The organism is Heliomicrobium gestii, assembly GCF_009877435.1.
GTDB lineage: Bacteria > Bacillota > Desulfitobacteriia > Heliobacteriales > Heliobacteriaceae > Heliomicrobium > Heliomicrobium gestii.
Genome location: NZ_WXEX01000010.1, coordinates 1 through 24,369, shown reverse-complemented (window position 1 = coordinate 24,369; position 24,369 = coordinate 1). Strand labels below are relative to the sequence as shown.

Below are 24,369 nucleotides of genomic sequence, written 5' to 3'. Positions count from 1 at the left end.
CCCTATTCGTCCGCGAACCTAGGAGAAAGCTGCTGGCAAAACAGGAAGGCCGATCCGCAACGGATCGGCCTTCGCTTGACAACGGTTTACTTGGCGTAGTCAACCGCTCGGGTTTCGCGAATGACGACGACTTTGATTTGACCGGGATATTCCAGTTCAGATTCAATCCGTTTGACAATTTCCCGGGCGACGCGGAGCGACTCTGCATCATCCACCTTGTCCGGTTTGACCATGATGCGGATCTCGCGTCCGGCCTGGATGGCGAAGGCTTTCTCGACGCCTTCAAAAGAGTCGGCGATTTCCTCAAGCTTTTGCAGTCGCTTGATGTAGGATTCGAGGGTCTCCCGTCGAGCGCCAGGCCGAGCCGCTGAAACGGCGTCTGCCGCCGCAACCAGAACCGCCTCGATGGTGCGCGCCTCTTCGTCGCCGTGATGGGCGGCGATGCAGTGAATGACTTCCCGCGATTCGCGGTATTTTTTGGCCAGATCGATACCGATGCTGACGTGGTTGCCTTCCATCTCGTGGTCGACCGCTTTGCCGATGTCATGCAACAGACCGGCGCGGCGAGCCAGGACGGGATCGACACCCAATTCGGCGGCCATCAAGCCAGCCAGGTGGGCCACTTCGATCGAGTGCTTGAGCACGTTCTGTCCATAGGAAGTGCGCCAGCGCAGACGTCCCAGGAGCTTGATCAATTCGGGATGGAGCCCGTGAATGCCCGTGTCGAAGGTGGCCTGTTCGCCTTCCTCTCGGATGCGTTGTTCCACCTCTTTTTGAGCCTTCTCGACCATTTCTTCGATCCGCGCCGGATGAATCCGGCCATCGAGGATCAGCTTCTCCAGGGCGATCCGCGCCACCTCGCGGCGAATGGGATCGAAACCGGAGAGGATGACCGCTTCCGGCGTATCATCGATGATCAGATCGATGCCCGTCAGCGTCTCCAGGGTGCGGATATTTCGTCCTTCACGGCCGATGATGCGGCCCTTCATTTCGTCATTGGGCAGCGCCACGACAGAAACGGTCGATTCAGCCACATGGTCGGCGGCGCAGCGTTGGATCGCCAGCGAAATGATCTCGCGAGCGCGCTTTTCCGCCTCTTCCTTGGCCTGATTCTCGATCGTCTTAATCATCATGGCCGCTTCATGCTTCACTTCGTCTTCAATGTTGGACAGAAGCAGCGTCCGCGCCTCTTCTGAAGTCAAGCCAGACAACCGTTCCAGTTCGGCGACCTGCTTTTGCAGCGTTTCCGCCAGTCCGGCCCGGAGTTTTTCGATTTCATCTTCACGGCGCTGCAGGTTGTCTTCCTTGCGCTCCATCGATTCCATCTTCCGGTCCAGGGACTCTTCCTTTTGCAACAGACGACGTTCCAGACGTTGCAGTTCGTTGCGCCGTTCCCGGTTTTCCCGTTCGGCCTCGGAACGCATCTGGTGAACTTCATCCTTGGCCGCCAGCACCGCTTCGCGACGTTTCGCTTCCGCTTCTCTTACAGCGTCGTCGACGATTTGGCGCGCCCGTTCTTCGGCAGAGCCGATTTTCCCTTCCGCAATGGACTTCCGGTAAAAAATCCCGCCAACAAAAGCGATGACGGCCACTAAGCCAGTGATAATCCATTCCATTGAGTCCTTTCACCTCCTCACTTTTCCGCTTAACCAAAAATGAAGTAGTTGGCAAAATAGAAAAAACCGAGAAGAAACTCGGTTTCGGGAGGATTCATTCCACCTGTATCTATGGCGAATGACCCACAGCCTGACGTAAACAGGCTGTGACGCCTATTTTCTTATATGCCCATCACAGCACCCGGAGAGGGTTGAGAGGCTCCTATATCCTCACACGTAGGGAACGCTGTAGAATGTAATATATAAGAAACGCCCGTCACAAGCGGCGAGAAAAACTCCGCGAAAACCTTAACTTCCCTTTAACCATTTTAATATTTTTCAGATATTGTGTCAAGTTGTCCACGGCATCGTCGGCGTCGACCGCATCAGGCCTAAACATCAAAAGTAAATCGCCCTTCCCCTTCCAGGCTGTCGATCAGTCGGTAGATCATGGACAAGGGAAATCCTTTTTGCTGCAAATGACGGCCCAGACGGGCGGCTACGTCCCGGCTTCTCGCCGGCTCTTCCCCGTCAGCGTATCGTCCCGAGCGCGCCCATTCGGCCAGTTTTTTTTCGGCGAGACGGCGGGCTCGCGCCTCTTCCTCCGCCTCAGGGAGGAACTCCTCGATGACCGCTTTGGCTTCCACCTCTTCAATGCCACGGACGGCCAGGTCGCGCATCAGCCTCTGGGAGCCGGCGGAGGACGTTTCGACGCGGTAGCGGGCAAAGGAGCGGGCAAAACGGCTGTCATCGAGGTAACCGATTTCCCGCAGTCGTTCCAGGATTTCTTCGGTATTCTCCTCAGCAAGGCCAAGCCGCTTCAGTCGCGTCTCCACCTCGCGACGGCTGAGGGAACGACGAGAAAGCCAGAGGAGGGCCTTTGACCAGGCCTCCTCTGGCGTGATTGCTTCTTTTTCCTTTTGTCTTTTGCCCCCCATGCCGCCGAAGCCGAGCCCCCTGGTTGCGCTCACTCGCTGTCTCCTGCGGCAGGCGCGGCAGTGGCGGCGATACGGGCGCTCTCGGTGCGTCCGCGGATGATGTTCTCGATCTCTGCCGCCAGATCGGGGTGGTTGCGGAGGAATTCCTTGACGTTTTCACGGCCCTGTCCCAGACGGTCGCCCTTATAAGAGTACCAAGCGCCGCTTTTTTCGACAATACTCATGTCGACAGCCAGGTCGACCAGGCTGCCTTCGCGGGAAATGCCTTCACCGTACATGATGTCGAAATCAGCCACTTTAAAGGGCGGAGCTACCTTATTCTTTACGACTTTGACCCGTGTGCGCGAGCCAATCATGTCGGATCCCTGCTTGAGCGTTTCCACCTTGCGAACCTCTAACCGGACAGAACTGTAAAACTTGAGCGCCCGTCCGCCCGGCGTCGTCTCGGGGTTGCCGAACATGACGCCGACCTTTTCACGGATCTGGTTGATGAAGAGGCAGCAGGTTTTCGATTTGGAGACGACACCGGTCAATTTGCGCAAGGCTTGGGACATGAGGCGCGCTTGCAAGCCCACATGGGTGTCGCCCATCTCGCCGTCAATCTCGGCCTTCGGAACGAGCGCAGCGACGGAGTCAATGACAACCACATCAATGGCGCCGGAGCGGACTAAGGCTTCGCAGATCTCCAAGGCCTGTTCGCCTGTGTCAGGCTGGGAGACGAGCAGGTTGTCAATATCGACGCCAAGATTGCGGGCATAGGCCGGATCGAGGGCATGCTCGGCATCGATGAAGGCCGCCATGCCGCCCATCTTCTGGGCCTCGGCGATGATATGTAGGGCCACTGTCGTCTTACCGGAAGATTCAGGACCGTAAACCTCGACGATCCGTCCTCGCGGAACACCGCCGATGCCGAGAGCCATGTCTAAAGCGATGGAACCGGTGGGGATTATCTCCACCGAGAGTTTTGCCGTCGCTTCGCCGAGTCGCATGATCGAGCCTTTGCCAAAAGCCTTTTCAATCGAATTCAACGCTTGCTGTAACGCCTGCAGTTTGTTGTCGCCAGCCATCTTCCAAGTCCCCCTTTTTCGATTAGGAACCCTGTCGATTTGATCTGAATATACCGTTTGTTGCCACGTTCTGTCAATATGGACATTTTTTTCAATTAAAAAGGATTTCTCGATGAATGCGGTACTGGGGGCCCTGGGGCGTCAACCGGCTGTCCAGTTGACCCAACTCGCTTTGACACCAGCGCTGCGCAATGCCTTCTGTCCTTCGCGACATGCTTCCCGGACCGGCTCTGATAAGTCGACGGCAAAAAAAGCGCGCAGGGCTTTTCCTCCTTTTGCGCTTCGACACTTGAGCGCGCCCTGACAGAAGGCCGCCCAGGCTGGACAGAGTCAGCCCGGGCGAGCGATGCTAGGGGGGATTGGCGCCACTTGTCTGACCGGATCGCTGACCGCTTGCGCCCGTTGTCGCCGCGCCCCCGCCGGTGGTGCGGGAGGGATTCGCCCCGCCGGATGAGCCTGATGCGCCGGCGGGACTGGCGCCGGTTCCCCCGGAAACCGTTGTTCCAACGCTGGTAGCGCTGCCCGTTGTCCCGGCAGGTTTGACATTGCCTGCTCTTTCCTCCGTTCGCACAGTGGCCGGCTGGGCCGCCGGCGGGTTCGAACCGGCCTGGTTCATCTTGGCCGCTCCCGCATCACCGCTGGCGTTTCGACCTAGACCGGCTGGACTGGCCGTCGATGTCATCGTCGCCGCCTTGTCAAGCACAGGCTTGGCGTAGCGGAACTTAAGCGTATCCGAATAGGCGGGGATCTCCACCTCGGATTGCTTGACGATCTTTACATCGATCTTGTTTTCTTTCAAACTGGCGATCTTTCCGTCGGTGACTTGGAGGTAGCGAGACAGTTCATCGGCGTTGCCGATGGCGTCAATGACAAAGACATGATTGCGGCCGCTGCTGATCGGCGTTTTATTGACGAGAATGTTGTTTCCCGAAACATAGATTTCCGTGTTGGCCACGATACGCTGGCCGTTGATGGCAATCGCTTCCGCGCCGCCGTAGCGAAGGATATTGACCAGATCCATCAAATCAAAGATATCCAAAGAAAGATTGGGCACGAGGTGATCGTCGAGGGTCAAGCGGATGCCGGGGCCTTTGACGGGATAGTACCCGGTGAGGATACGCAGCCGGTCGATCTCATCGGAGAGACCGGCGCCGACAACCCCTTTGGCGACTTGTTCGTACTTGGCGATCTCCGCCTTGGTCCGAGCCACCTCTTTTTCCACACTGGCGTTATCGTTGTCCATCTTCTCCAGGATCCCCATGAGAGAGTTGCGCCGTTCCTGGATCTCGGAACGTCCCTTGGCGATCAGGGTGGCCGTATTAAACTGGGTGACCAGCAGAATGCCAAGGGCCAAGGCCACGATGGTGGCGGCGACCTGCCACTTTTTCCAGCGCATCTTTACGTTCATCACATTCATGGCTGTGTCCCCGCCTGGTTGTCCTGGACCGCTTTGGCGTATTGAAACTTGATTTCTCCCCGGTAGGCGGGGAGCTGGATGCTTTCGCTGGGAACGACATCAAAGACGATGCCATACTGCTGGCGCAGGTTTTTCAAAAAGAGTGTCGTCATCGCCATATTGACGGAAGCCGTCAGTGTTTTCGGGTCGCCGACGGCGCTGATGACAAAGGGCGGCGTGATGTACTCGCGGTTGACGAAGATGGTCGTTCCGCCACAGAAGATCTCCGAGGTGCTGATCAGCCGCTGGTCATTGATGCTGATCGCTTCGGCGCCGCCGGTCCAGAGGGTGTTCACCAGTTCCCGCAGGTAGGCATCGTGAATGAAGTAGTTGTTTGGGTCGTCCTTGCGGATGGTATCGAATTGTTGCGCTCTGGGGCTGTCGTTAAGGGTGATCACGACACCCGGGCCATCGACGCGTGTCAGCCCTGCGTTGATCCGTGTCTTTTCGATGGACTGCTGAAGGGCCTGTTTCGAATTTTCCCCTTCGCGGTATTTTTCCAACTGGCCTTTCAGTTCCATGAGCTGGGCAGCCAGCGCCTCCTTGGATCGCTCCGTCTGAATCAGCGTCGACGTCAGTTCGTCAACGGAAGCGGCTGAGGACTGGCGGACGATCTCCGTCTGAGTGCGCCACTGGACCGTCGTGGAGAGGCCGATGAAAAAGCAGACAAGGGTCACCACGGCGATGGCCTGGTTGCGCCGATTCCATTGCATGCTTTGCTCCCCCTCTCCCCCTAAGCCCGGAGGGGCCGGACAGGCCGGCCCTTATCCGGTTTTAGCGGGCTTTGGCCGGTTCGACGCTGATCTTGCGGCCTTTGATCATATTCTGGTGCATAACGCCCATGACACGGCCAGCCACATCTTCGGGCACTTCCACAAAGGTGAACTTGTCATAGATGTTAATGACGCCGATCACGTTGCCGGGGATGCCAGCCTCTTCGGCGACAGCGCGCACGATGTCCTGGGGACGAATGCCCTGGGCGCGGCCGATATTCATGAACAGTCGGACCATGCCCGGTTCGGCGCCGGTGTTGCCGAATTCAGGGGCCTCTTCTTTCTCGGTTTGGACTTCGGGGCCTTCGACAAGCAGTTTGAGAGTGGCCGCAGCGATCTCCATCGGATCATAATCTTCGGCCAGTTCGCTGATGATGCTCTTGTACTCGCCAAAATGGCCGGCGTCAAGGAGCTTGACGATTTTCATCTTGTGGGCTTCTTTCTGCCGTTCAACGATGTCAGCCATGGAGGGCAGATCGCGCCGCTGGATGCGGGCTTTGGTGACCCGTTCGATGAGTTTCAACTGGCGGTATTCACGGTAGTTGATCAGCGTGATGGCGATGCCCTTGCGGCCGGCGCGGCCGGTTCGACCGATACGGTGAACATAGGACTCGGGATCCTGCGGGATGTCATAGTTGATGACATGGGTCACATTTTCCACGTCCAAGCCGCGGGCAGCCACGTCGGTGGCGATGAGCAGTTCGGCCTTGCCGTCGCGGAACTTCTTCATCACCCGGTCCCGCTGGGCCTGGGTGAGATCGCCGTGCAACCCCTCGGCAAAATAGCCGCGCGTCTCCAGGGCGGCGACCAGTTCGTCGACACCGCGTTTGGTGCGGCAGAAGATGATCGACGACCCGATCTCCTCCATGTCGAGAATGCGGCAGAGTGCGTCCACCTTCTGCGATTCCTTGCACTCGTAATAGACCTGTTCGATGAGGGGAACGGTCAGCTTGTCCCGGGATATGGTGACAAACTCAGGCTCTTTCATGTACTGGCGGGCCAGTTGCTGGATCGGGCCCGGCATGGTGGCCGAGAAGAGCAGCGTCTGCCGGTCTTCGGGCGTTTCCTTGATGATGGCTTCAATGTCTTCGATGAAGCCCATGTCGAGCATCTCATCGGCTTCATCAAGGACGACCATGCGCACGTTGTTCAGGCGCAGTGTCTTGCGGCTCAGGTGATCGAGGATCCGGCCCGGTGTGCCGATGACGACTTGAACGCCATAGCGGAGCGCCCGAATCTGGCGGTCGATGGACTGTCCACCATAGACAGGCAGGGACTTGAGGTCGCTGAGACGGCCGATCTTGCTGATCTCTTGGGCAACCTGGATGGCCAATTCCCGAGTGGGGCACAACACGAGGGCCTGCACCCGGCCGTCGCGAGGATTCAGCGCTTCAGCCATGGGGATACCGAAGGTGGCCGTCTTGCCGGTGCCCGTCTGCGCCTGGCCGATCAGGTCCTTGCCCTGCATGATGACGGGGATCGCCTTGGCCTGGATGGGAGAAGGTTCTTCAAAACCCATGTCAAAGATGGCCTTAGCCACTTTCGGGCTCAGATCGATCGCGCCAAATTTCACCTTGTCATTCGCCTTGTCTTGATCATTTGCTATGTTCTTGTTTTCTGTCATCTTTGCTCTCCTTCATTGTTCTCAAAAACAGTTAGTAAAAATGGGGGGGCTGGACACTCTACTGTTCCCCTGGACGGTCAGGGTTGCCCTTGTCTCCGGTCAGGTACAAACGCAACCGGTTGAGGACGGTAAAGGCTGTTTTTTCCTTAATCGTCACCCGATCGCCGAAGAACTGCAACTTTTCAACCTCTTCCCTATCGTCAGCGGCCAGGGCCATATAGACGAGACCGACCGGCTTTTCCTCGCTCCCCCCGCCTGGCCCGGCAATGCCGGTGACGGCCAGGGCCACATCGGCGCCGGACAGGCGTCGCGCCCCACAGGCCATGGCCAGTGCAGTTTCCGGGCTGACAGCGCCGTGGCGCTGGAGGATCGCCTCGTCGACGCCGAGAACCTGCGCTTTCGCTTCGTTGGAGTAAGAGGTGATTCCTAAGAGGAAGTAGGCCGACGAGCCCGCCACATTGGTGAGCAGGTGGCTGATGTAGCCGCCGGTGCAGGACTCAGCCGCCGCCAGCGTCCGTTTCTGCTCGCTCAGCAACCGCCCGGCCACAGAGGCCAGGGTTTCCTCATCAGCGCCGTAGACAAAGGGATGAAGACGACGGCGGATTTCCGCCTCCTCACCGGCGATCATCGCTTCCGCTTCCTGCACCGACGGCGCCCGCGCCGTCAGTCGCACATGAACCTCAGCCGTCTTGGCCAGCAGCGCGATCGTCGGGTTGGACGCCTGCAACAGGTCACGCAGGCGATCCTCGACCACCGATTCCCCGGGACCGACCACTTTCAGTGTCTTGGAATGGAGAACACCGGGGCTAACCTTTGTCCGCTCCGCCAGGTAGGGCGCCACCGTTTCTTCGAACATGGGCTTCATCTCAAAAGGCGGGCCGGGCAGCAGGATGACCGTCTTGCCCTCACCCTCGACGATGATCCCTGGCGCCGTCCCCAGATGGTTGGGAATGATCCGGGCGCCGGCAGGAATCAGGGCCTGCTTGGTGTTGTTCTCCGGCATCAGCCGACCCCGGCGTTGAAAAAAGGCCTCGATGCGACCAAGCACCTCCGGGTCTGTCTCCATGGGTAAGCCGAAAATCTCGGCGACCACTTCTTTGGTCAGGTCATCCATGGTCGGGCCAAGGCCTCCCGTGGTGATGACCAGATCGGCCCGTTCAAGAGCCTTTTCGATGACGCTCCGGATCCGCACGGGGTTATCTCCCACCGTCGTCTGGTAAAAGCAATAAACGCCCAGCCCGGCCAGACGCTCGGCCAAGTACTGGGCATTGGTGTTTAAAGATTGACCCAGCAGCAGTTCCGTTCCAGTGGACACGATTTCGGCGCTTATCATGATAACACCCTCATCAAGCTTTTTCAACGGAAGGGAGTGAAAAAGGAACGTCCAAGGAGGCTTATCGTGATTTCCTCAGGAAGATTCGCCTCAGTTGCGCTCCTTTTTATTATTTGTTGCCCATTCCTTTTCCAATTATAGCTTTTCCGGGCTTCAAGGGGAAGAGTCGACACCCTCTCCGTGACGACTAAAGGAAACTGAGCAATAACATGATGTTTAAGAGGGAGACAATGCTCGCAATCGTCCACAATAGCCCCTTATGGATCAATGAATTTTTATATTTCCCCATCACGCGCTCCGATGACGTCAGATAAATCTGTAACATCACGGTGATCGGCAACTGTATGCTTAAAAACATCTGGGAGTAGACGAGCCCCTTAAAGGGATCGGCGATCAGGAAGATCAGCAGCGTGGCCAAACCCAGAATTCCGCCGACACCCATTTTGGTGTGGGGATCCTTGATATCATAGGGTTCTCGAAACATCCCGGCGACAATACTCCCTCCAGCCATGCCGGCTGTTGTGGTCGAAGATATGCCGGCGAAGAGAAGGGCCATTCCGAAGACAAGAGCGGAACCTTTCCCCAGCAAGGGCTCTAACAACTGTTGCGCCTGCCCGATTTCAGTCACGGACACTTGATGCAAGAAAAAGGTTGAAGCCGCCAAAATGATCATGGCGCTGTTGATCGCCCATCCGATCACCATGGATAACAATGTGTCAGTAAACTCATATTTTAATTGCTTGTCAATGATTTCAGGATCCTCTTTATTCCATTGCCGGCTCTGGATGACCTCAGAGTGGAGGAAGAGATTATGGGGCATCACCACAGCGCCCAGGACAGCCATAATGATCGGCATGGCGCCCTCCGGAAATGCCGGTGTGACCCAACTTTGCGCTACGGTTCCCCAGTCCACATGGACCATGCTGAGTTCGTAAAGAAAAGACACGCCGATGACGGAGACAAAGCCGATAATCCATTTTTCCAAACGCCCATAGGAGTTTGAGTAGAGCATCCACAGAACGAGGGCCAGCACAAGCACGGCGCCCAGCTTTAAGGGGATGGCAAAGAGCAGCTGCAGCGCGATGGCGCCGCCTAAAATTTCCGCCATGGCGGTGGCGATAGAGGCGATGACGGCTGTGGAAAGCACTGCTTTTGACAGGAGCGGGTTCAAGTGCTTGGAAGCCGCCTCAGACAAGCAATCGCCGGTGACGATCCCTAGATGAGCCACATTGTGCTGCAACAGGATCAACATGATGGTGGAAAGGGTGACCATCCACAAGAGTTGATAGCCGTAGTCCGAGCCTGCGGCGATATTGGATGCCCAGTTACCTGGGTCGATAAAACCGACGGTGACCAATAGGCCGGGGCCGATATATTTTAAGGCCTCTCGAATCCCCAGGATCGGTCGATGGAGTGTTGTGTCCAACAGAGACTTGATCTGTTTTTTCATGGGCTCCCCCTATTCCGTGCGGTATTGCATAGACGGCGGACGGTACTTTCTACTGTAGAGCAAATCAAAGAAAAAGTGAACCCTATCACGAGAAAACTTGCGGAACGATCGAGCATAACAGTGACTTGCAAAAAAGCCCGGCCCTGCCATGGGCCGGGCCTGCTGATCAGGCTGTCTCGGCAAACCCCTGCGCCTGCGCCCGAAACTCCTCGCCGGAAAGGGTCTCTTTCTCCCGCAGGTGTCGGGCGATTCCCTCCAGAAGGTCCCGGTGCAGTCGCAGCGCCTCGGCGACAAATTCTTGTTCACGTTTCATGATCTTGCCCAGTTCGCGGAAACGGACGGTTTCGGGGATTTCGTTGCCATCGACCGGTCCCAGGTCAGACAGTCCAGACAGGATAATCCGGAGAGACAGTTGGGAGGCGTTGGCCAGGTCTTGACGGGCGCCGGAGGAGCCTTCTCCGAAGACGAGTTGTTCCGCCGCCAGACCGGCCAGGGCCACACGGATGCCGCCGATCATATCGCTGTACGTCTCAAGCACCTTTTCTTCCGGAGGGACCTGGCGCAGATAGCCCAACGCCCGTCCCCGCGGAGAGATGGTCAAACGGGCGACAGAACCGGGCCGCTCCCACTCGCTGAGCAGCGCGTGCGCCGTCTCGTGAACAGAGACGCGCCACAACTCTTCCTCAAGGGCCTTACGGTCACCAGCCTCCCCGATGAGCACCTTCTCAATAGAATCCTTTAGCTGGTTGCCGCCGATCTCTTTATCGCCGGCCCGCAGCGCCAGAATGGCCGCCTCGTTGGCGACACTCTCCAACTGGGCGCCGGAAAAGCCGATCGTCTCCCGGGCGACGGCCTCGAGATCGACATCGCGCGCCATCGGCTTGTTGCGCATGTGGATCTCGAGGATATGCTTTCGTCCCTCCCGGTCGGGCAGATCCACTTGAATCTGGCGGTCAAAACGACCCGGACGCAACAAGGCGGCGTCGAGCAGGTCGGGCCGGTTGGTAGCGCCCATCAGGAGCACCCGGATCGGATCGTCTGCCTTCAGCCCATCCATCTCGACGAGCAGGGCATTCAAGGTCTGTTCATACTCCAGGTGGCCTCGATCGCCGCCACGCTTGGCGCCGAGCACATCGATCTCATCGACGAAGATGATGGCGCCGCTTTTTCCCTGTTTCTTCGCCTGCTCCCGCGCCCGCTTAAAGAGACTGCGGACACGGCCGGCGCCGACGCCGGCGTAAACTTCGATAAAATCGCTTCCTGAACAGGTCAGGTACACGCTGTCTGTGTACGCGGCCGCCGCCTTTGCCAATAGGGTTTTGCCTGTCCCCGGAGGCCCACAGAGCAGGATCCCCTTGAGGGGTCGAATGCCCAATTCCGCCGTAGCGGCGCTGTGTGTCATAAAATCGAGGGCCTCAATCAATTCCCGCTTGGCAACGGCTTGTCCGCCGATGTCATCGAAGGAGAAGGCCGCCGGCGCGTCATAATCGCCAAATCCGCCGCTCTGACCGATCCCCTGCCGTTCCAGGAGAAAGTAGGCCAAAAAGCCGCTGGACAAGGCGATAAACAGCGGCAAGGGGTTCATCAGCCGGTAAGAAAGAAAGATGGCCAGGGCGACACCGAATCCGAGAAGCGCCTCTTTCCAATATCGCAGGATGTCGGAACGGTTCATCACCGGTCACCCCCCTTTTCCCGCGGCACGATCCGGTACAAAAAGTGATCGCCATTGACGACCCGCAGGTACACATAGTCCTCGTCCAAGGAGGTATCGATCTTCGCCGGAGCGGCGCCTGCCGAAATCGTATCGATCTGCTTTTTCATCTCCATGTAGTTGCCCGTGGCGATCCCTTGAAACAAGGGAAATTGCACCTGTTCCCAAAGCTTGTGACACATGTCGTCCGGGTTGTCGGTCAACTGCGCTTGCGCCTCCGGTCCCAGGCGTAACCGCACGACCTTGTTCACCTGCCGGTAGGTGTCACCCAGGTCGCTGACCAGCACGGGCGACACCTCAACGATCATTTTTCCTGTTTTTTCACTTTGGCTCTGGACAAAAGCGCCCGGCGCCACGGCGGCGATGGCCTCTTGCAGCGGTTGTTCGACGCCGAAACGGCTGTACGCTGCTTCGGCGCCCCAGAGCAGCGCCAAAGCGACGGCAGCAAAAACCGCCACCCACAGCGGTTTGATCCCTCTCATCAAAATCCTCCCCTTCCCCCCAAAAAACAAGGGACCTTTGCAGGTCCCTCTTTCCACTATTCGTATGATGATTATACGCTTTTTGTAGGGTCTTTTCATTAGGGAACGGGTGGGAACAGTGCAATCACCGATGTGGCGGCGCCACAATGCAGTGTCCGATCATGGAAAGGCGAACCAATGGAATCACCAGCGATACAAACAAAAAACCGCCGGAAACATCACGCTTCCACGCGGTTTTTCAGATACTTCTTGGCTTTCACAAAATAATCCACGCCCGACCAGAGGGTGAAGAAGACGGTAAGGTAAAGGATGACCTCCGTAATCGGCAGCGGCACCACGATGCTGAGCGCCTCATCAATCAACATGGCCACGACGGTGACGATTTGAAAGACCGTTTTCAGCTTGCCCAACTTGCTCGCCGCGATGGTGTGGCCTTCCGCCGCCACGATGGCCCGCAGGCCGGTGACAGCAAATTCCCGTCCGACGATGATCACGGCCACCCAAGCCGACAGCTTTCCCAACTGGACAAGGGAGATCAGCGCAGCGGTGACCAGCAGCTTGTCGGCCAGGGGATCGAGAAAGGTGCCGAGACGAGTGATCTGCTTTCTCGACCGGGCAATATATCCGTCCAAGCCGTCGGTGACGGCGGCTAGGATGAACACAGCCGCAGCCACGAACTCCCGGTGAGGCACCTCAGGGATAAAGAGAATGACCATAAAGAGGGGGACAAAAAGGATCCTTGTCAGGGTGACCTTATTCGCCAGGTTCATCGATCGCTTCCCCCATCAGGTCGTAGTGGCTGGCAGCGGTGATCCGGACATGGGCCCACTCCCCCACCATCCGCTGGCGGCCTCTAAACTCAATGTGGCCGTCCACCTCCGGCGCTTCCCGCTCGCTCCGTCCCCGGTAAATCCCGGGGGCGACCTCTTCCTCGACGAGAACCTCCAGCGTCTTCCCTACCCACTCCTGTTGAATGGACAAGGAGATCTCCTGCTGTAAGGCCATCGCCCGGTGATAGCGTTCTTCCTTGATCTCCTCGGGAACCTGATCGGCCATTTGCCCTGCCGGCGTATTTTCTTCCCGGGAGTATGTAAATACACCGACCCGGTCAAAGCGCATCTCTGCGAGAAAATCAAGGAGCCCTTGAAACTTCTCCTCCGTCTCCCCCGGCAGGCCGACGATGAAAGAGGTGCGAATCGCCAGCCCCGGCAGGCGGTCCCGCAGGGTTTGGATCAGGCGACGGATTTCGGCAACGCTGGCGCGCCGGTTCATCGACTGTAGAAGTTCGTCGTCTGCATGCTGCAACGGCAGGTCCACATAGCGGCAGACCTTCGGCTCGGCGGCCATCGCCTCGATCAGTTCCGGCGTAAAATGAGAGGGATAACAGTACATCAGCCGGATCCACCGCAGCCCCTCGATGGGCGCCAGGTTGCGGATCAACTGGGGCAGACGAAACTCGTTATAGCGATCAGCGCCGAAACGGGTCGTATCCTGGGCGATCAGCAGCGCCTCCTGGATGCCCCGATCGACAAGGCTTTGCGTTTCCTGGATGATCGATTCCTCGCTGCGCGAACGGAAGCGTCCGCGCAACTCCGGAATGGCGCAATAGCTGCAGCGGTTGTCACAGCCATCGGCGACCTTCACATAGGCGTAATGAAAGGGCGTTGAAAGCACGCGCGGCATGGTATGGTCGTATAAAAACTCCGGTCTTCCCACTTCCAGAGAGCGTTTGCCCCCCAGCGCGTCGGCGACGATGGACGCTACGCGCGGCACATCGCCAGGGCCGAAAAAGGCGTCAACCTCAGGCAGTTCGGCCGCCAATTCACCGGCGTAGCCCTGGGGCAGACAACCGGCTACCAGCAACGCCCGGCAGCGGCCCGTCTCTTTGTAACGGGCCAGTTCAAGGATGGTCTGGATCGACTCTTCCTTGGCGGGGAGGATAAAACCGCAGGTGTTAACGAGCAACACTTGGGCGTCTTCTTCTCGTTGCGTCAATTCATAGCCGGCCTCGCGCAATAACCCCATCATCACTTCTGTGTCGACACGGTTTTTGGCACAGCCAAGGCTGGTGATATGTGCTTTTATCGTCAAAATTGCTTCCGCCCTTCCCCGCAAAAGAAATAGCGCGCCATCCATCCCCGCGCCGAGGATGATGCTCGCTAATATATTAGTATAACGGAAGGCGGCGGCGCTGTCAAAAAGAGCGACCTTTGCGTCCACTTCCTTTGCCAGCGCCTTTTCCGGCTGCCTTGCCGGTCCCTTTGCCGGCGCCCCTCGGTCCCTTCTTTGCAGGCGTCTCCTGGCGCCCCTTTCGCGCCGACCCTGCCGCATCACCGCCGCCCATGCCGGGACGGGGCGGCCGGATCAGGGCATTTGGGCCATGGCCAACCAAGTCCATCCGCCCCGCTGCGCGCAAGGCCTGGTAGACAAGCGGGTAGTTTTCAGAACGTCGAAACTGGAGCAGCGCCCGCTGGCGGGCTTTCTCCTTGGGCGAGCGGGGCACATAGACCGGTTCCATCGTCCGGGGATCGATGCCGGTGTAATAGATGCATGTCGATAAACTGCCTGGCGTGGGGATAAAGTCCTGCACCTGTTCGGGATGGCAGCCCCAATCGCGGAGCCGCTCGGCCAGTTCGATCGCCTCATGGATGTCCGCGCCGGGGTGGCTCGATACCAGGTAAGGCACCAGGTACTGTTCCCTACCCACTTCTTTGTTGGCCTGTTCATACTCCTTTTTAAACGCCTCGTAGACATCGATACCCGGTTTCCCCATCTGGCGAAGCACCTTGGGCGAGGCATGCTCAGGGGCCACCTTCAACTGGCCGCTCACGTGGTGTTCACAGAGCTCTTTTAAAAACTCGCGCCGCCGGGCCGGTTTGTCCGCCATCAGGTAATCGAAACGCAACCCCGATCGGATAAAGACCTTTTTTACCCCTTCCAGTGCGCGCAATTTGCGCAACAAATCGATGAGATCACCGTGATCGACGTCGAGATTGGGGCAGGGCTTGGGATGGAGGCACTGGCGGTCACGGCAAGCGCCAGCCTTCCCCTGTTTCCTGCAGGCCGGACGACGGAAGTTGGCCGTCGGACCGCCCACGTCATGGATATAACCCTTAAAGCGGGGGGAGCGGATCAATCGCCGAGCCTCACGGACGAGGGAGTCATGGCTGCGCCCCTGGATGATCCGTCCCTGGTGGAAGGTGAGGGCGCAGAAAGAGCAACCGCCGAAACAGCCCCGCTGGGCGGTGAGGCTGAATTCCACCTCTTCCAGCGCGGGCACGCCCCCCATACCTTCATATGCAGGATGGGGCTGACGTGCAAAAGGAAGATCGTAAAGGGCGTCCATCTCTTTTGTCGTCAGGGGCCGGCCAGGCCGGTTTTGCACCAAGAACTGTTCCCCATGGGGCTGGACAAGGGTCTTGCCATCGACCGGATTTTGCTCCCGCTCCTGGAGTTGAAAGGCTTTCGCATAAGCACACTTGTCTGCAACCACCTCGTCGAAACTGGGGAGCACGATGGGGTTCGTCTCCGGGATATCGGCGAGATCCGCTGCGATGTAACAGACGCCGGGCGTTGCTGCGCCGAGGGGATGGGCAAAGGCTTCGCCGGCGCGGCGACGGTTCAATTCTTCCGCCAGGGCGGTGATCGGTTCCTCGCCCATGCCGAAGACGAGCACATCCGCCTTGGCGTCGACCAGCACAGAACGACGGACCTTATCATCCCAATAATCATAGTGGGCGAAACGGCGCAGGCTGGCCTCAATTCCGCCAAGGATGATCGGCGGTTCCTTAAAGGCCTGACGGCAACGGTGAGCGTACACCAGGCTGGCCCGGTCAGGCCGCAAACCGGCGCGGCCGCCAGGGGAATAGGAATCTTCTGAACGGCGCTTCTTGGCTGCCGTGTAGTGATTGACCATCGAATCCAGGTTGCCGGCCGTCACCAGCCAAGCCAAACGCGGCCGGCCCAGCGCTTTAAATGAGCGGGCGTCCCGCCAGTCGGGCTGGCTGAGGATGCCGACCCGGTATCCTCGGCTTTCAAGGACGCGGCCGATGATGGCCGCACCGAAACTGGGGTGATCGACATAGGCGTCGCCGGTGACCAGGACGAAGTCGCAGGCGTCCCATCCAAGTTCGTTCATCTCTGCTTTGGAAAGCGGTAAAAAAGGCGCTGCCATGGGAACCAACAACCTCCCTTCCCTGGTAGTCTGCCCAGCCGGTCGATTTGTCCGTCTGGCGCAGAAAATGAAAATCGGATTCTGTTTCAGGCGCCTTAGGGCGCGATACGGGCTCGGATCTGGTCCACCGCGTCCCGCGTCGCCCGCTGCAAAGTCACCCGGTTTTTATCTTCAATGATCGCCCGGCGCGGGATGGGCGGATACTCATCGTGGGCGTCACGCATGCGGGACGGCAACGAAACAGGGCTTTGGGACTGCCAACGTGTCAACCAGTCCTGGGGAATCTCCTCTGCCGGCCTTTGATCATTCATCTCCGCCCAGAGCAACGACCAGGCCCGGGGAACAACCCGCCAGTGGTCGTAACCGCCGCCGCCCAGCGCCAGCCAGCGTCCCTGACAGTAGGTGTGGGCGAGGCGATGGGCCAGCCGCGGTATCGCTTCGAAGCTGCGCGTCGTCAGCGCCAGATGGGTCAGCGGATCGAGATAGTGGGCGTCACAGCCGTTCTGTGTGATCAGCAGATCCGGTTCAAAGGCCGCGATCAAGGGTTCGATGGCGCTTTCGTAGAGTTCGATGAAAGAATCATCCTCCGTGTAAGCCTCCAAGGGCAGATTGACGGAAAAACCGTAGCCATCAAAACGGCCGCGTTCCTCCACATTGCCTGTTCCCGGAAAGAGGTAGCGACCTGTCTCATGCAGGGAGATGGTCAATACGGTCGGGTCATCGTAAAAAATCGATTGGACACCGTCGCCGTGATGGGCGTCCGTGTCAATGTAGGCCACTCTCATGCCATAGCGCCGCTGCAAGTAGGCGATGGCAACAGCCGCGTCATTGACGATGCAAAAGCCCGAGGCTCGATTGCGGTGTCCATGGTGCAACCCCCCGGCGATCTGAAAAACGTGATCGGCACGCCCATCCATGATCAAGCGGACGCCTTGCAAGGTGGCGCCGGCCACCAGACGGCTGGCGTCACCCATGCCGGGAAAAGCAGGCGTGTCCTCATCCCCTAAACCATAGAGACGCAGTTGTTCCGGAAGGAGAGTCCCCTCTCCCGCCCTTTTAATGGCGTCGAGCAAGGCTTCGGAATGAACCGGACGCAGTTCCTCCCATGAGCAATCGTCCGGCGGCACGATCTGCTCCGGCGCGATCAACCCGCAGCGGCAGAGCAGATCGACGGTCACTTCGAGCCGCAAGGGATTAAAAGGGTGTTCCGGCCCGAACCGGTACGCATGAAAATCGGGCGAGTAAATCAAAAGAGGCGGTCTTCCCATGCCTACTCCCCCTTCAACGCAATCGGGAATACCACGGCATAACCGGCCTCTCCAATCTCCTGAATGATCTGGCGGGGATCAAAGGTGGCGATGCGCAGCGAAATGACCCGACGTCCCCCCTGGCGAGCAGGATTGACGAAGATGCTGATGATGTTGACGCCGTGAGCCTTTACGATCGTGGCAAGATCGAAGAGGGCGCCCGGCCGATCAGGCACCTCAATCTCCAGGTACGATCCCGGCTGCCCCATCCCCATCATGTCAACGATCGCATGAAGCAGATCGGTTGTGGTGATGATGCCCACCAATTTCCCGGCCTGCACCACCGGGAGGCAACCGATGCGGTGATCATAGAGCATCTTCGCCGCGTCTTCAATGGCATCGAGGGGATGAACAGTGATGAGAGCGGTATGTACGATATCCTTGACGCGCGTAGACGAGAGAATCGCCAGATCGTCGATTTCCATAATTGAGGGCTTCACATCCCGCAAATCGCGGTCGGAAATAATCCCGATCAACCGCCCGTCATCCACCACTGGCAGATGGCGCACCCGCATCCGTTCCGCCAGTGTCAATGCCTCAAGAACCGTTGTTTCCGGCCCAACCACATGGACCTGACGGATCATGATATCCTCCACAAGCATCAACGCAACGCCTCCCGTCAAAACATCCACCGGTTTTGATAGAGCGACTCCTCAAAAAGCAGCACCGACTCCTGCGGAACCAGGCGGCCCACGCGAGCCATGAGCATATTGGCCGGATGGGCCAGGATATCCGGTTCATCGGTGCCGACGCGCCGCAAACCGACGCGGTTAAAGAGACTTTCAAGAAACTTCTGATATTCCCACACCGAAAGACCGGCGCCCTTCAAATCCCAGTGCCAGTAGTACTCTGTGGCGATGATCACATAGGGTTCGAGGGCGCCTTCGCCAAAGGCGACTTCCAGCAGGTGGCGTCCGATATGCAACCCTCGCCACCGCTTGCTCGTCTCAATCGCCCCCAACTCCAACATGCCGGGAACCTGATCGTGGGCCCACCGCTCGAACTCTTCGGGACGGTGAAAGGTTACATATCCGATGATCTGCTCGTCGTGAAGGGCCAGAATCACCTGGCCTTCCGGCAACCGGGCGATCTCTGCCAACGCCTCTTGCTGCTCTTTTGGCAGACGAAAGGCGCACAGTCCTTCATCCATCTGATACCGCAGGATGTCGGCCCCCTCTACAGGACCGCAGATGGTCACGCATCCCCGCTCTGTCTGGATATGGCGCGGCGTCCGCGTCGGTTTTTCTGCCGTAATCATAACCCCCACCTTCCAGATCAACGTCACATGCCGTTCTGTTGCTGTTAAGCTTAACAAAGCAGGAGATTTTCTCAGGGTAGCGAAGGAATAACAAGACATTTGTCGATAATTCAAATCGCTACGGGGGTGAATTCGACTGAATCGTCGAACTCGGTCATCGGCGACTCGAAATCGTGCCCGGCGGCGGGTAAAGGTAAAGGACCCTTTGCGTTTTCTCCTGGGACTCCTGGCAGGCGGATGGGTGCTGGCTGCGGCTGTCTCCCTAGGTCTTTACGGCTACATCCGTTGGAAGACATCAACGCCTCCCACCTACTGGGAAACGATAGCGGCACGCTACTACCAGGATATGACCTGGGGCTTTGCTCTGGCCTTTTGCGCGACCGCCACGGTGTTGGCGTTTCGCGTTACCTATCAATTGGCCTCTGAACGCCCGCCCATGAACGACAGCGGCTATTGGCGGTTAAAAGGGCTTTTGCTCAGCCTGGTCGCCCTCTTTCTGATCGAGTCAGCCGGTCTGACCGTCAAATCGCTTGATGCGTACTACGCCTATTATGACGCAGCGCACCCCGCTTTTGGGGAGGGCAAGTTCCTGAAAGGCGTCGAAAACGGAAGTTCCGTTGAAATCCGGCTGGAAATCGGCGATCAAATCGTTCCTTTTAGCGCGTCAACCGGTGATGCCTGGAAGTCCTTTCAGTGGAAAGACCCCGTCGCCTTCCAGTATGGCGAAAAAACGCGAACACTGAGCCACATCGAAGCCCTCGTTGCGCCGGAGGCCATCACCGCTGCCTCCCCACCAGCGCCTGCCGATAGCGCCCCCCCGGCTGCCGCCGGCCCGTCCGGAGGCAATGGCAAAAGCACAGGCGCCACGGATAAAAGCGGTCCCGTCGCACCCAAGACTGCGCCGGCAGCCAAAGCGCATACACAGGGCACACACCCCCAACCGACCGGCGGAACGAACCGCTAGGAACCCCCATTGCCGGTACAATCGAAAAGGAGATACAAAAGTGGCATCCCCGGAGCAAAGGGTTTGCCACTTTTTGTTGGGTAAAAAAAGGCCAAAAAGAATCTGTTCCCCACGAATGTTGTATTACCTGAGGTGTTCAATCACCACAAGACAGATATCGTCCGGTTGAGGCATCTGCTGGGCGAAGGCGCTGATCCGTGCCATGATCGCCTCAGCCATCTTTTTTGCCGATAAAAAGCGAAGTTCATTGACGAGCGCCACAAAGCGACTGAAACCGAAACATTCCTTGCGCTCGTTGACCACGTCATAGATGCCGTCCGTATATAGGACCAACTTGTCGCCCGGCTGGATATCAATCTCTCGAGACTCATATTCCGCCGTATCGAAAAGTCCCAGGGGAAAGCCATCGGTGTCCAGCTTTTCCACATGGTCACTGTCTGCGCGCAACAGCAACGGGCTGGGATGACCGGCGTTGGCGTAATGGACCCGTCCCGTCGCCTCATTGACGAGCAGGGAAAAGGCCGTGACAAAAGTGCCTGTCAGTTCGCCCTCCACCATCTTGCCAAACTGCAGGTTCAAGCGATCAAGCACCTGCCCGGGCGCATGGGTCTCCTGAGTGATCGATCGCATCATGGTGCTGATCACCATCGTCAACATGGCCGCCGAAACACCATGACCGGACACGTCAGAAACAAATACGCCAATCTCGTCTTTATTGACTGTGATGAAGTCATAGAAATCTCCACCGATTTCGATGGTGGGACGATAGGTCACCTCAAAAGCCAACCGTTCCATGGAAGGATAACCCGTCGGCAGCAGGTGTTGCTGAACATGGCGCGCCATTCTCAATTCTTCTGTGAGGATGGCGTTCTTTGATTCGATCTCCTGATAACTTTTTTCTAACTGGCGGTATAACTTGCGAATGCGAAGCAGCGATTTGACCCGTGTCAGCAACTCCACACGGTTAAAGGGCTTGCTGATAAAATCATCTGCGCCGGCTTCAATCCCTTTAATCCGATCCTCCACTTCATGAAGGGCGGTGACCAAAACCACGGGAATCAGTTGCGTATGGGGATCCTCTTTCAGCTTTCCACAGACCTCAAAGCCGTTCATCCCCGGCATCATCACGTCCAACAAGATCAAGTCGGGCAATGTCCTTTTTATCGACTCGAGCGCTTGCTCCCCGTTGAAAGCGGTAAGCACCTGATAACCGGCCCGAGTCAACTGCAAACGCATCAGTTCCACGTTTGTCACCACATCGTCCACGACCAGGATCTGGGCGCTCGATTCCCAGGTTTCTTCAAACACCAAAATGCCCTCCTTGAAAGGCAATTCCTTCTAGCATTATATCACATATAACGGGAGGTCCGCCATGACAACACGCGCTTGCCTTATCGGGTTCCTCTGTTTCTGCCTGATCTCCCTCTCCATCTTAACGCCTCTGGGGGCCTTCCGGGGACCGGATCAGGCTTGGGCCGACGCGTCATGGGCGCCACAGGGGGAGAAAGAAGCCTTCGTCTACCTCTATGACGGCGATCGCTCCGCCTATCAGCAACAGTTAACGGAGAGCCGAGGGAACATCAACGGCGTCTTCCTGCCATGGCTGGAGGTGAGCAAAGAAGGCCGGTTAACGACCAACGCCGATCCAGAACTGCTGCGGTGGCTCCATAGCAACGGATTGAAGGGTGCGCCTTTTTTGACCAACAACTTTGATCGGACCGCCGGAGACGCCGCGCTGTCACCGCAACGAATCGCCTCACTTGCCGCCGAATTGGTTGCCTTCGTCGATGAAACCGGCGCCGACGGCCTCAATATCGACCTCGAAAATTTCAGCGTCACAAGACGCGACGCCTATGTAGCCTTCTTGCAAGCACTGGCCCGTCCCCTTCACGCCAAGGGCAAAACGCTTTCCGTCGCCGTCGCCCCGGCGACCCGGGCCAACACAGGCGACTGGTCCGACGCCTATGACTACCGGGCCATCGGCGCCACAGCCGATAAGGTCATTGTCATGGCTTATGATGAACACTGGGCCACATCCCTACCGGGACCCGTGGCATCGATCGGCTGGGTGGAAAACGTAACGCGCTACATGAGCACGCTCATCGCGCCGGAAAAACTGATCCTGGGCATACCCTTCTACGGCCGCCAGTGGGTAAACGGAAAAAACGGCAATGGGGTGGGGTATAAGCGCGCCCTCCGCCTTTCAGCGGAATATGGCGCACCGATCGAATGGATAGCGGATCAAGGCGCCTTTCGCCTGCGCTATTGGGGATCGAACGGCCAGAACGAACTTTGGCTCGATAACATGGCCTCACTGCAGGCCAAGATGCGACTGGTGCAGGTCTATAACTTGGCTGGTGTTGCCGCTTGGCGCCTTGGCCTGGAAGATCCCCAGTTATGGAACAACTTCCAACCATGGTTGCAGGAATTAAAGTTTTCAGATACAAAGTATCATTGGGCCACCAAGGAAATCAGTGAGATGGTGAAACAAGGGTTGCTTTCCGGCTCTCCCGACGGAAAATTTGACCCTGATCGTAAGATCACCCGGGCGGAAGCGATTCAACTGATCGCCCGCCATCTGAACTTGCCTGCCGGATCATCGATCTTCTTCCGCGACGTTCCCAATGATTACTGGGCCCGAGAGGCCATCTCCCGCGCCGTCAAGGCCGGCCTGATCAATGGGCGCGGCGAAGGTTTCTTTGCGCCCAACGAAACGATGACACGGGCTGAACTGGCTCTTCTGTTGCAGCGCGCGTATTCGCTCCAGAATACCGGCTCGGTCTCCCCCTTTTGGGATGTGCCGTCCACCCATTATGCAGCACAGGCAATCGCCGCCCTGACATCGCGCCGTTGGTTGACCGGTTTCAGCGATGGTTCATTCCAACCGGATCAGGCAATGACCCGCGCCCAACTGGCTGTTCTACTGAAACGAACGGAGCCCACCATCAGTCTATACTAATTTGACACTGCAGACAGCGCCATAGCGGGCGCGCAAAAAGGCCGGAAGCGCCAATTTCTGACGCACCCGGCCTTTTTTAAGATTTCCCGTTTTATCGAGCGGCATGGCGCCTTCTTTCTTCGGAAGGTTCCATCAGTTTTGGTACATCACAACCGGTCTCTCGATATGATCCAACGATTTGAACATAAAACCCTGTTTCTTCAATCCTTCAATGATCGCAGGGAGTGCAGACGGCAGAGTGATCTTACCGGGTCCGTCGTGAAAGAGAATGACGGCGTTTTGCTTGTCAGCCGCCTGCCGTAACACCTGCATGCGAATGGATTCGGCCCCTACGATCGGCGCCGACGTATCCTTTGAATCGACATTCCAATCGTGAAGCACATAGCCTTGGGAAGTCAGCTGTTTGATCAATTCGCTCGACATGTTGCCCAGTGTGCCGCCAGGAGCGCGAACGTGCTTCGGACGCTCATTAAGCAACTGGTTGAGGACCTCTTCCCCCTGTTGCAGATCCTGGATAAAGGCCAATGGACTGGCATAGATCTGTCGATACCGGTGAGAGTAGGTATGATTTCCAATCAGGTGCCCTTCCGAATGGATTCTCCGAATCGTGTCCGGGCGCGACTCTGCTTGATTGCCGATCACAAAAAAGGTGGCTTCTATGCCATACCTATGCAGTATATCCAAGACTTGCGGCGTAATGTCACTCGGACCATCATCAAAGGTCAGGTAGGCTACCTTGGTCGATGACTTGTGCGCGCCTACAGGGGCGGAGATCGAAAGGATGGGTGTTGTTGCCTGTTGGCCCGATCCCGCCTCCCCATTTCTGCCCGTCCCGTCCAGCACCCTGCCTGATGCGGCTTCAGCGTCAGCGAGATGTTGTTGTTCTGCAAAGATAATTCCCTGTGTCAACGTCACATCGTCAATGGGATAATTGACTTCCCCGGCCATGGCGACGACCTCATGGGTAAATAGCCAAGGAAATATGTTCATCGCCAGTTCGCTTCTTTTCTCTGGCGCCAGTTGGCTGATATACATCCCTGTTTGAATGAGGAAAAAAAAGGCAAAAGATAAAAAGAATAATTTCATGAGCGGAATGATGATACTCCGCAGTCTATGCTCCACAGATTCGACTCCTTTCCCCACAATTGATTATAGTTTATTCTGCACGATAATACCACACAACCTTACGGCTTTATCTTCCCATAAAAAGCAAAAACAGGTGTTCTTTCTAACACCTGTTCACTGACTTGGTTGCGGGGGCAGGACTTGAACCTGCGG

20 protein-coding genes are annotated in these 24,369 nt (G+C 57.5%); 2 read left to right on the top strand and 18 right to left on the bottom strand.

Translation table 11 applies throughout. The features are described from left to right. Positions 1–86 precede the first annotated feature (86 nt). The 16 genes from rny to GTO89_RS11820 all read right to left on the bottom strand — a co-directional run bounded on the left by rny (position 87) and on the right by GTO89_RS11820 (position 19,168). Complete coding sequence (rny, locus tag GTO89_RS11895) at positions 87–1,616, bottom strand: ribonuclease Y (protein WP_161262320.1); 1,530 nt, start codon at positions 1,614–1,616, stop codon at positions 87–89. Positions 1,617–1,987: 371 nt separating this feature from the next. Then, entirely contained in the window at positions 1,988–2,566 is a 579-nt protein-coding gene (locus GTO89_RS11890; protein WP_161262319.1) for a regulatory protein RecX, read from the bottom strand. Further along, entirely contained in the window at positions 2,563–3,600 is a 1,038-nt protein-coding gene (gene recA / locus GTO89_RS11885; RefSeq protein ID WP_161262318.1) for a recombinase RecA, read from the bottom strand. The genes GTO89_RS11890 and recA overlap by 4 nt, the downstream gene beginning before the upstream one ends. 349 nt (positions 3,601–3,949) lie before the next feature. Further along, complete coding sequence (locus tag GTO89_RS11880) at positions 3,950–5,017, bottom strand: DUF881 domain-containing protein (RefSeq protein WP_161262317.1); 1,068 nt, start codon at positions 5,015–5,017, stop codon at positions 3,950–3,952. Beyond that, positions 5,014–5,769, bottom strand: coding sequence for a DUF881 domain-containing protein (locus GTO89_RS11875; protein WP_161262316.1), 756 nt, complete (start codon positions 5,767–5,769; stop codon positions 5,014–5,016). The genes GTO89_RS11880 and GTO89_RS11875 overlap by 4 nt, the downstream gene beginning before the upstream one ends. Before the next feature lie 61 nt (positions 5,770–5,830). Then, positions 5,831–7,453 (bottom strand): DEAD/DEAH box helicase, encoded by a 1,623-nt coding sequence (locus tag GTO89_RS11870; RefSeq protein ID WP_161262315.1) that lies wholly within the window; start codon positions 7,451–7,453, stop codon positions 5,831–5,833. 58 nt (positions 7,454–7,511) lie between these two features. Next, the gene (locus GTO89_RS11865; RefSeq protein WP_161262314.1) at positions 7,512–8,786 is read right to left on the bottom strand and encodes a competence/damage-inducible protein A; all 1,275 of its coding nucleotides are present in this window, start codon (positions 8,784–8,786) and stop codon (positions 7,512–7,514) included. A 187-nt stretch (positions 8,787–8,973) separates the two neighbouring features. After that, positions 8,974–10,236, bottom strand: a complete 1,263-nt coding sequence (locus GTO89_RS11860; RefSeq protein WP_161262313.1) for an Nramp family divalent metal transporter — start codon at positions 10,234–10,236, stop codon at positions 8,974–8,976. Positions 10,237–10,402: 166 nt separating this feature from the next. Continuing rightward, positions 10,403–11,908, bottom strand: a complete 1,506-nt coding sequence (locus GTO89_RS11855) for an AAA family ATPase (protein WP_161262425.1) — start codon at positions 11,906–11,908, stop codon at positions 10,403–10,405. After that, positions 11,908–12,429 carry a hypothetical protein gene (locus GTO89_RS11850; RefSeq protein ID WP_161262312.1) on the bottom strand — a complete coding sequence of 174 codons (522 nt, stop codon included), beginning with the start codon at positions 12,427–12,429 and terminating at the stop codon, positions 11,908–11,910. The genes GTO89_RS11855 and GTO89_RS11850 overlap by 1 nt, the downstream gene beginning before the upstream one ends. 218 nt (positions 12,430–12,647) lie before the next feature. Beyond that, entirely contained in the window at positions 12,648–13,199 is a 552-nt protein-coding gene (pgsA, locus tag GTO89_RS11845) for a CDP-diacylglycerol--glycerol-3-phosphate 3-phosphatidyltransferase (protein ID WP_161262311.1), read from the bottom strand. Then, on the bottom strand, positions 13,183–14,565 hold the full coding sequence (gene rimO / locus GTO89_RS11840; protein WP_161262424.1) for a 30S ribosomal protein S12 methylthiotransferase RimO: 1,383 nt from the start codon (positions 14,563–14,565) through the stop codon (positions 13,183–13,185). The genes pgsA and rimO overlap by 17 nt, the downstream gene beginning before the upstream one ends. Before the next feature lie 58 nt (positions 14,566–14,623). Further along, positions 14,624–16,603, bottom strand: coding sequence for a YgiQ family radical SAM protein (locus GTO89_RS11835; RefSeq protein ID WP_161262310.1), 1,980 nt, complete (start codon positions 16,601–16,603; stop codon positions 14,624–14,626). A 95-nt stretch (positions 16,604–16,698) separates the two neighbouring features. Next, positions 16,699–17,871, bottom strand: coding sequence for an acetoin utilization protein AcuC (locus tag GTO89_RS11830; protein ID WP_161262309.1), 1,173 nt, complete (start codon positions 17,869–17,871; stop codon positions 16,699–16,701). Positions 17,872–17,873: 2 nt separating this feature from the next. Continuing rightward, the gene (locus tag GTO89_RS11825) at positions 17,874–18,512 is read right to left on the bottom strand and encodes a CBS and ACT domain-containing protein (RefSeq protein WP_161262308.1); all 639 of its coding nucleotides are present in this window, start codon (positions 18,510–18,512) and stop codon (positions 17,874–17,876) included. Positions 18,513–18,529: 17 nt separating this feature from the next. Beyond that, the gene (locus GTO89_RS11820; RefSeq protein WP_235920433.1) at positions 18,530–19,168 is read right to left on the bottom strand and encodes a GNAT family N-acetyltransferase; all 639 of its coding nucleotides are present in this window, start codon (positions 19,166–19,168) and stop codon (positions 18,530–18,532) included. 205 nt (positions 19,169–19,373) lie between these two features. Here GTO89_RS11820 and GTO89_RS11815 point away from each other — a divergent pair, with 205 nt between their 5' ends. Then, on the top strand, positions 19,374–20,132 hold the full coding sequence (locus GTO89_RS11815) for a hypothetical protein (RefSeq protein ID WP_161262306.1): 759 nt from the start codon (positions 19,374–19,376) through the stop codon (positions 20,130–20,132). Positions 20,133–20,255: 123 nt separating this feature from the next. On the opposite strand, the gene GTO89_RS11810 is transcribed toward GTO89_RS11815, so the two are convergent. After that, the gene (locus GTO89_RS11810) at positions 20,256–21,440 is read right to left on the bottom strand and encodes a PP2C family protein-serine/threonine phosphatase (protein WP_161262305.1); all 1,185 of its coding nucleotides are present in this window, start codon (positions 21,438–21,440) and stop codon (positions 20,256–20,258) included. Between the two features lie 64 nt (positions 21,441–21,504). On the opposite strand from GTO89_RS11810, the gene GTO89_RS11805 reads away from it, so the two are divergent. Then, positions 21,505–23,091, top strand: coding sequence for an S-layer homology domain-containing protein (locus tag GTO89_RS11805; RefSeq protein WP_161262304.1), 1,587 nt, complete (start codon positions 21,505–21,507; stop codon positions 23,089–23,091). Positions 23,092–23,223: 132 nt separating this feature from the next. Here the strand turns inward: GTO89_RS11805 and GTO89_RS11800 are convergent, their stop codons facing one another. Beyond that, positions 23,224–24,213 carry a polysaccharide deacetylase family protein gene (locus tag GTO89_RS11800; RefSeq protein ID WP_161262303.1) on the bottom strand — a complete coding sequence of 330 codons (990 nt, stop codon included), beginning with the start codon at positions 24,211–24,213 and terminating at the stop codon, positions 23,224–23,226. Between the last annotated feature and the right edge of the window lie 156 nt (positions 24,214–24,369).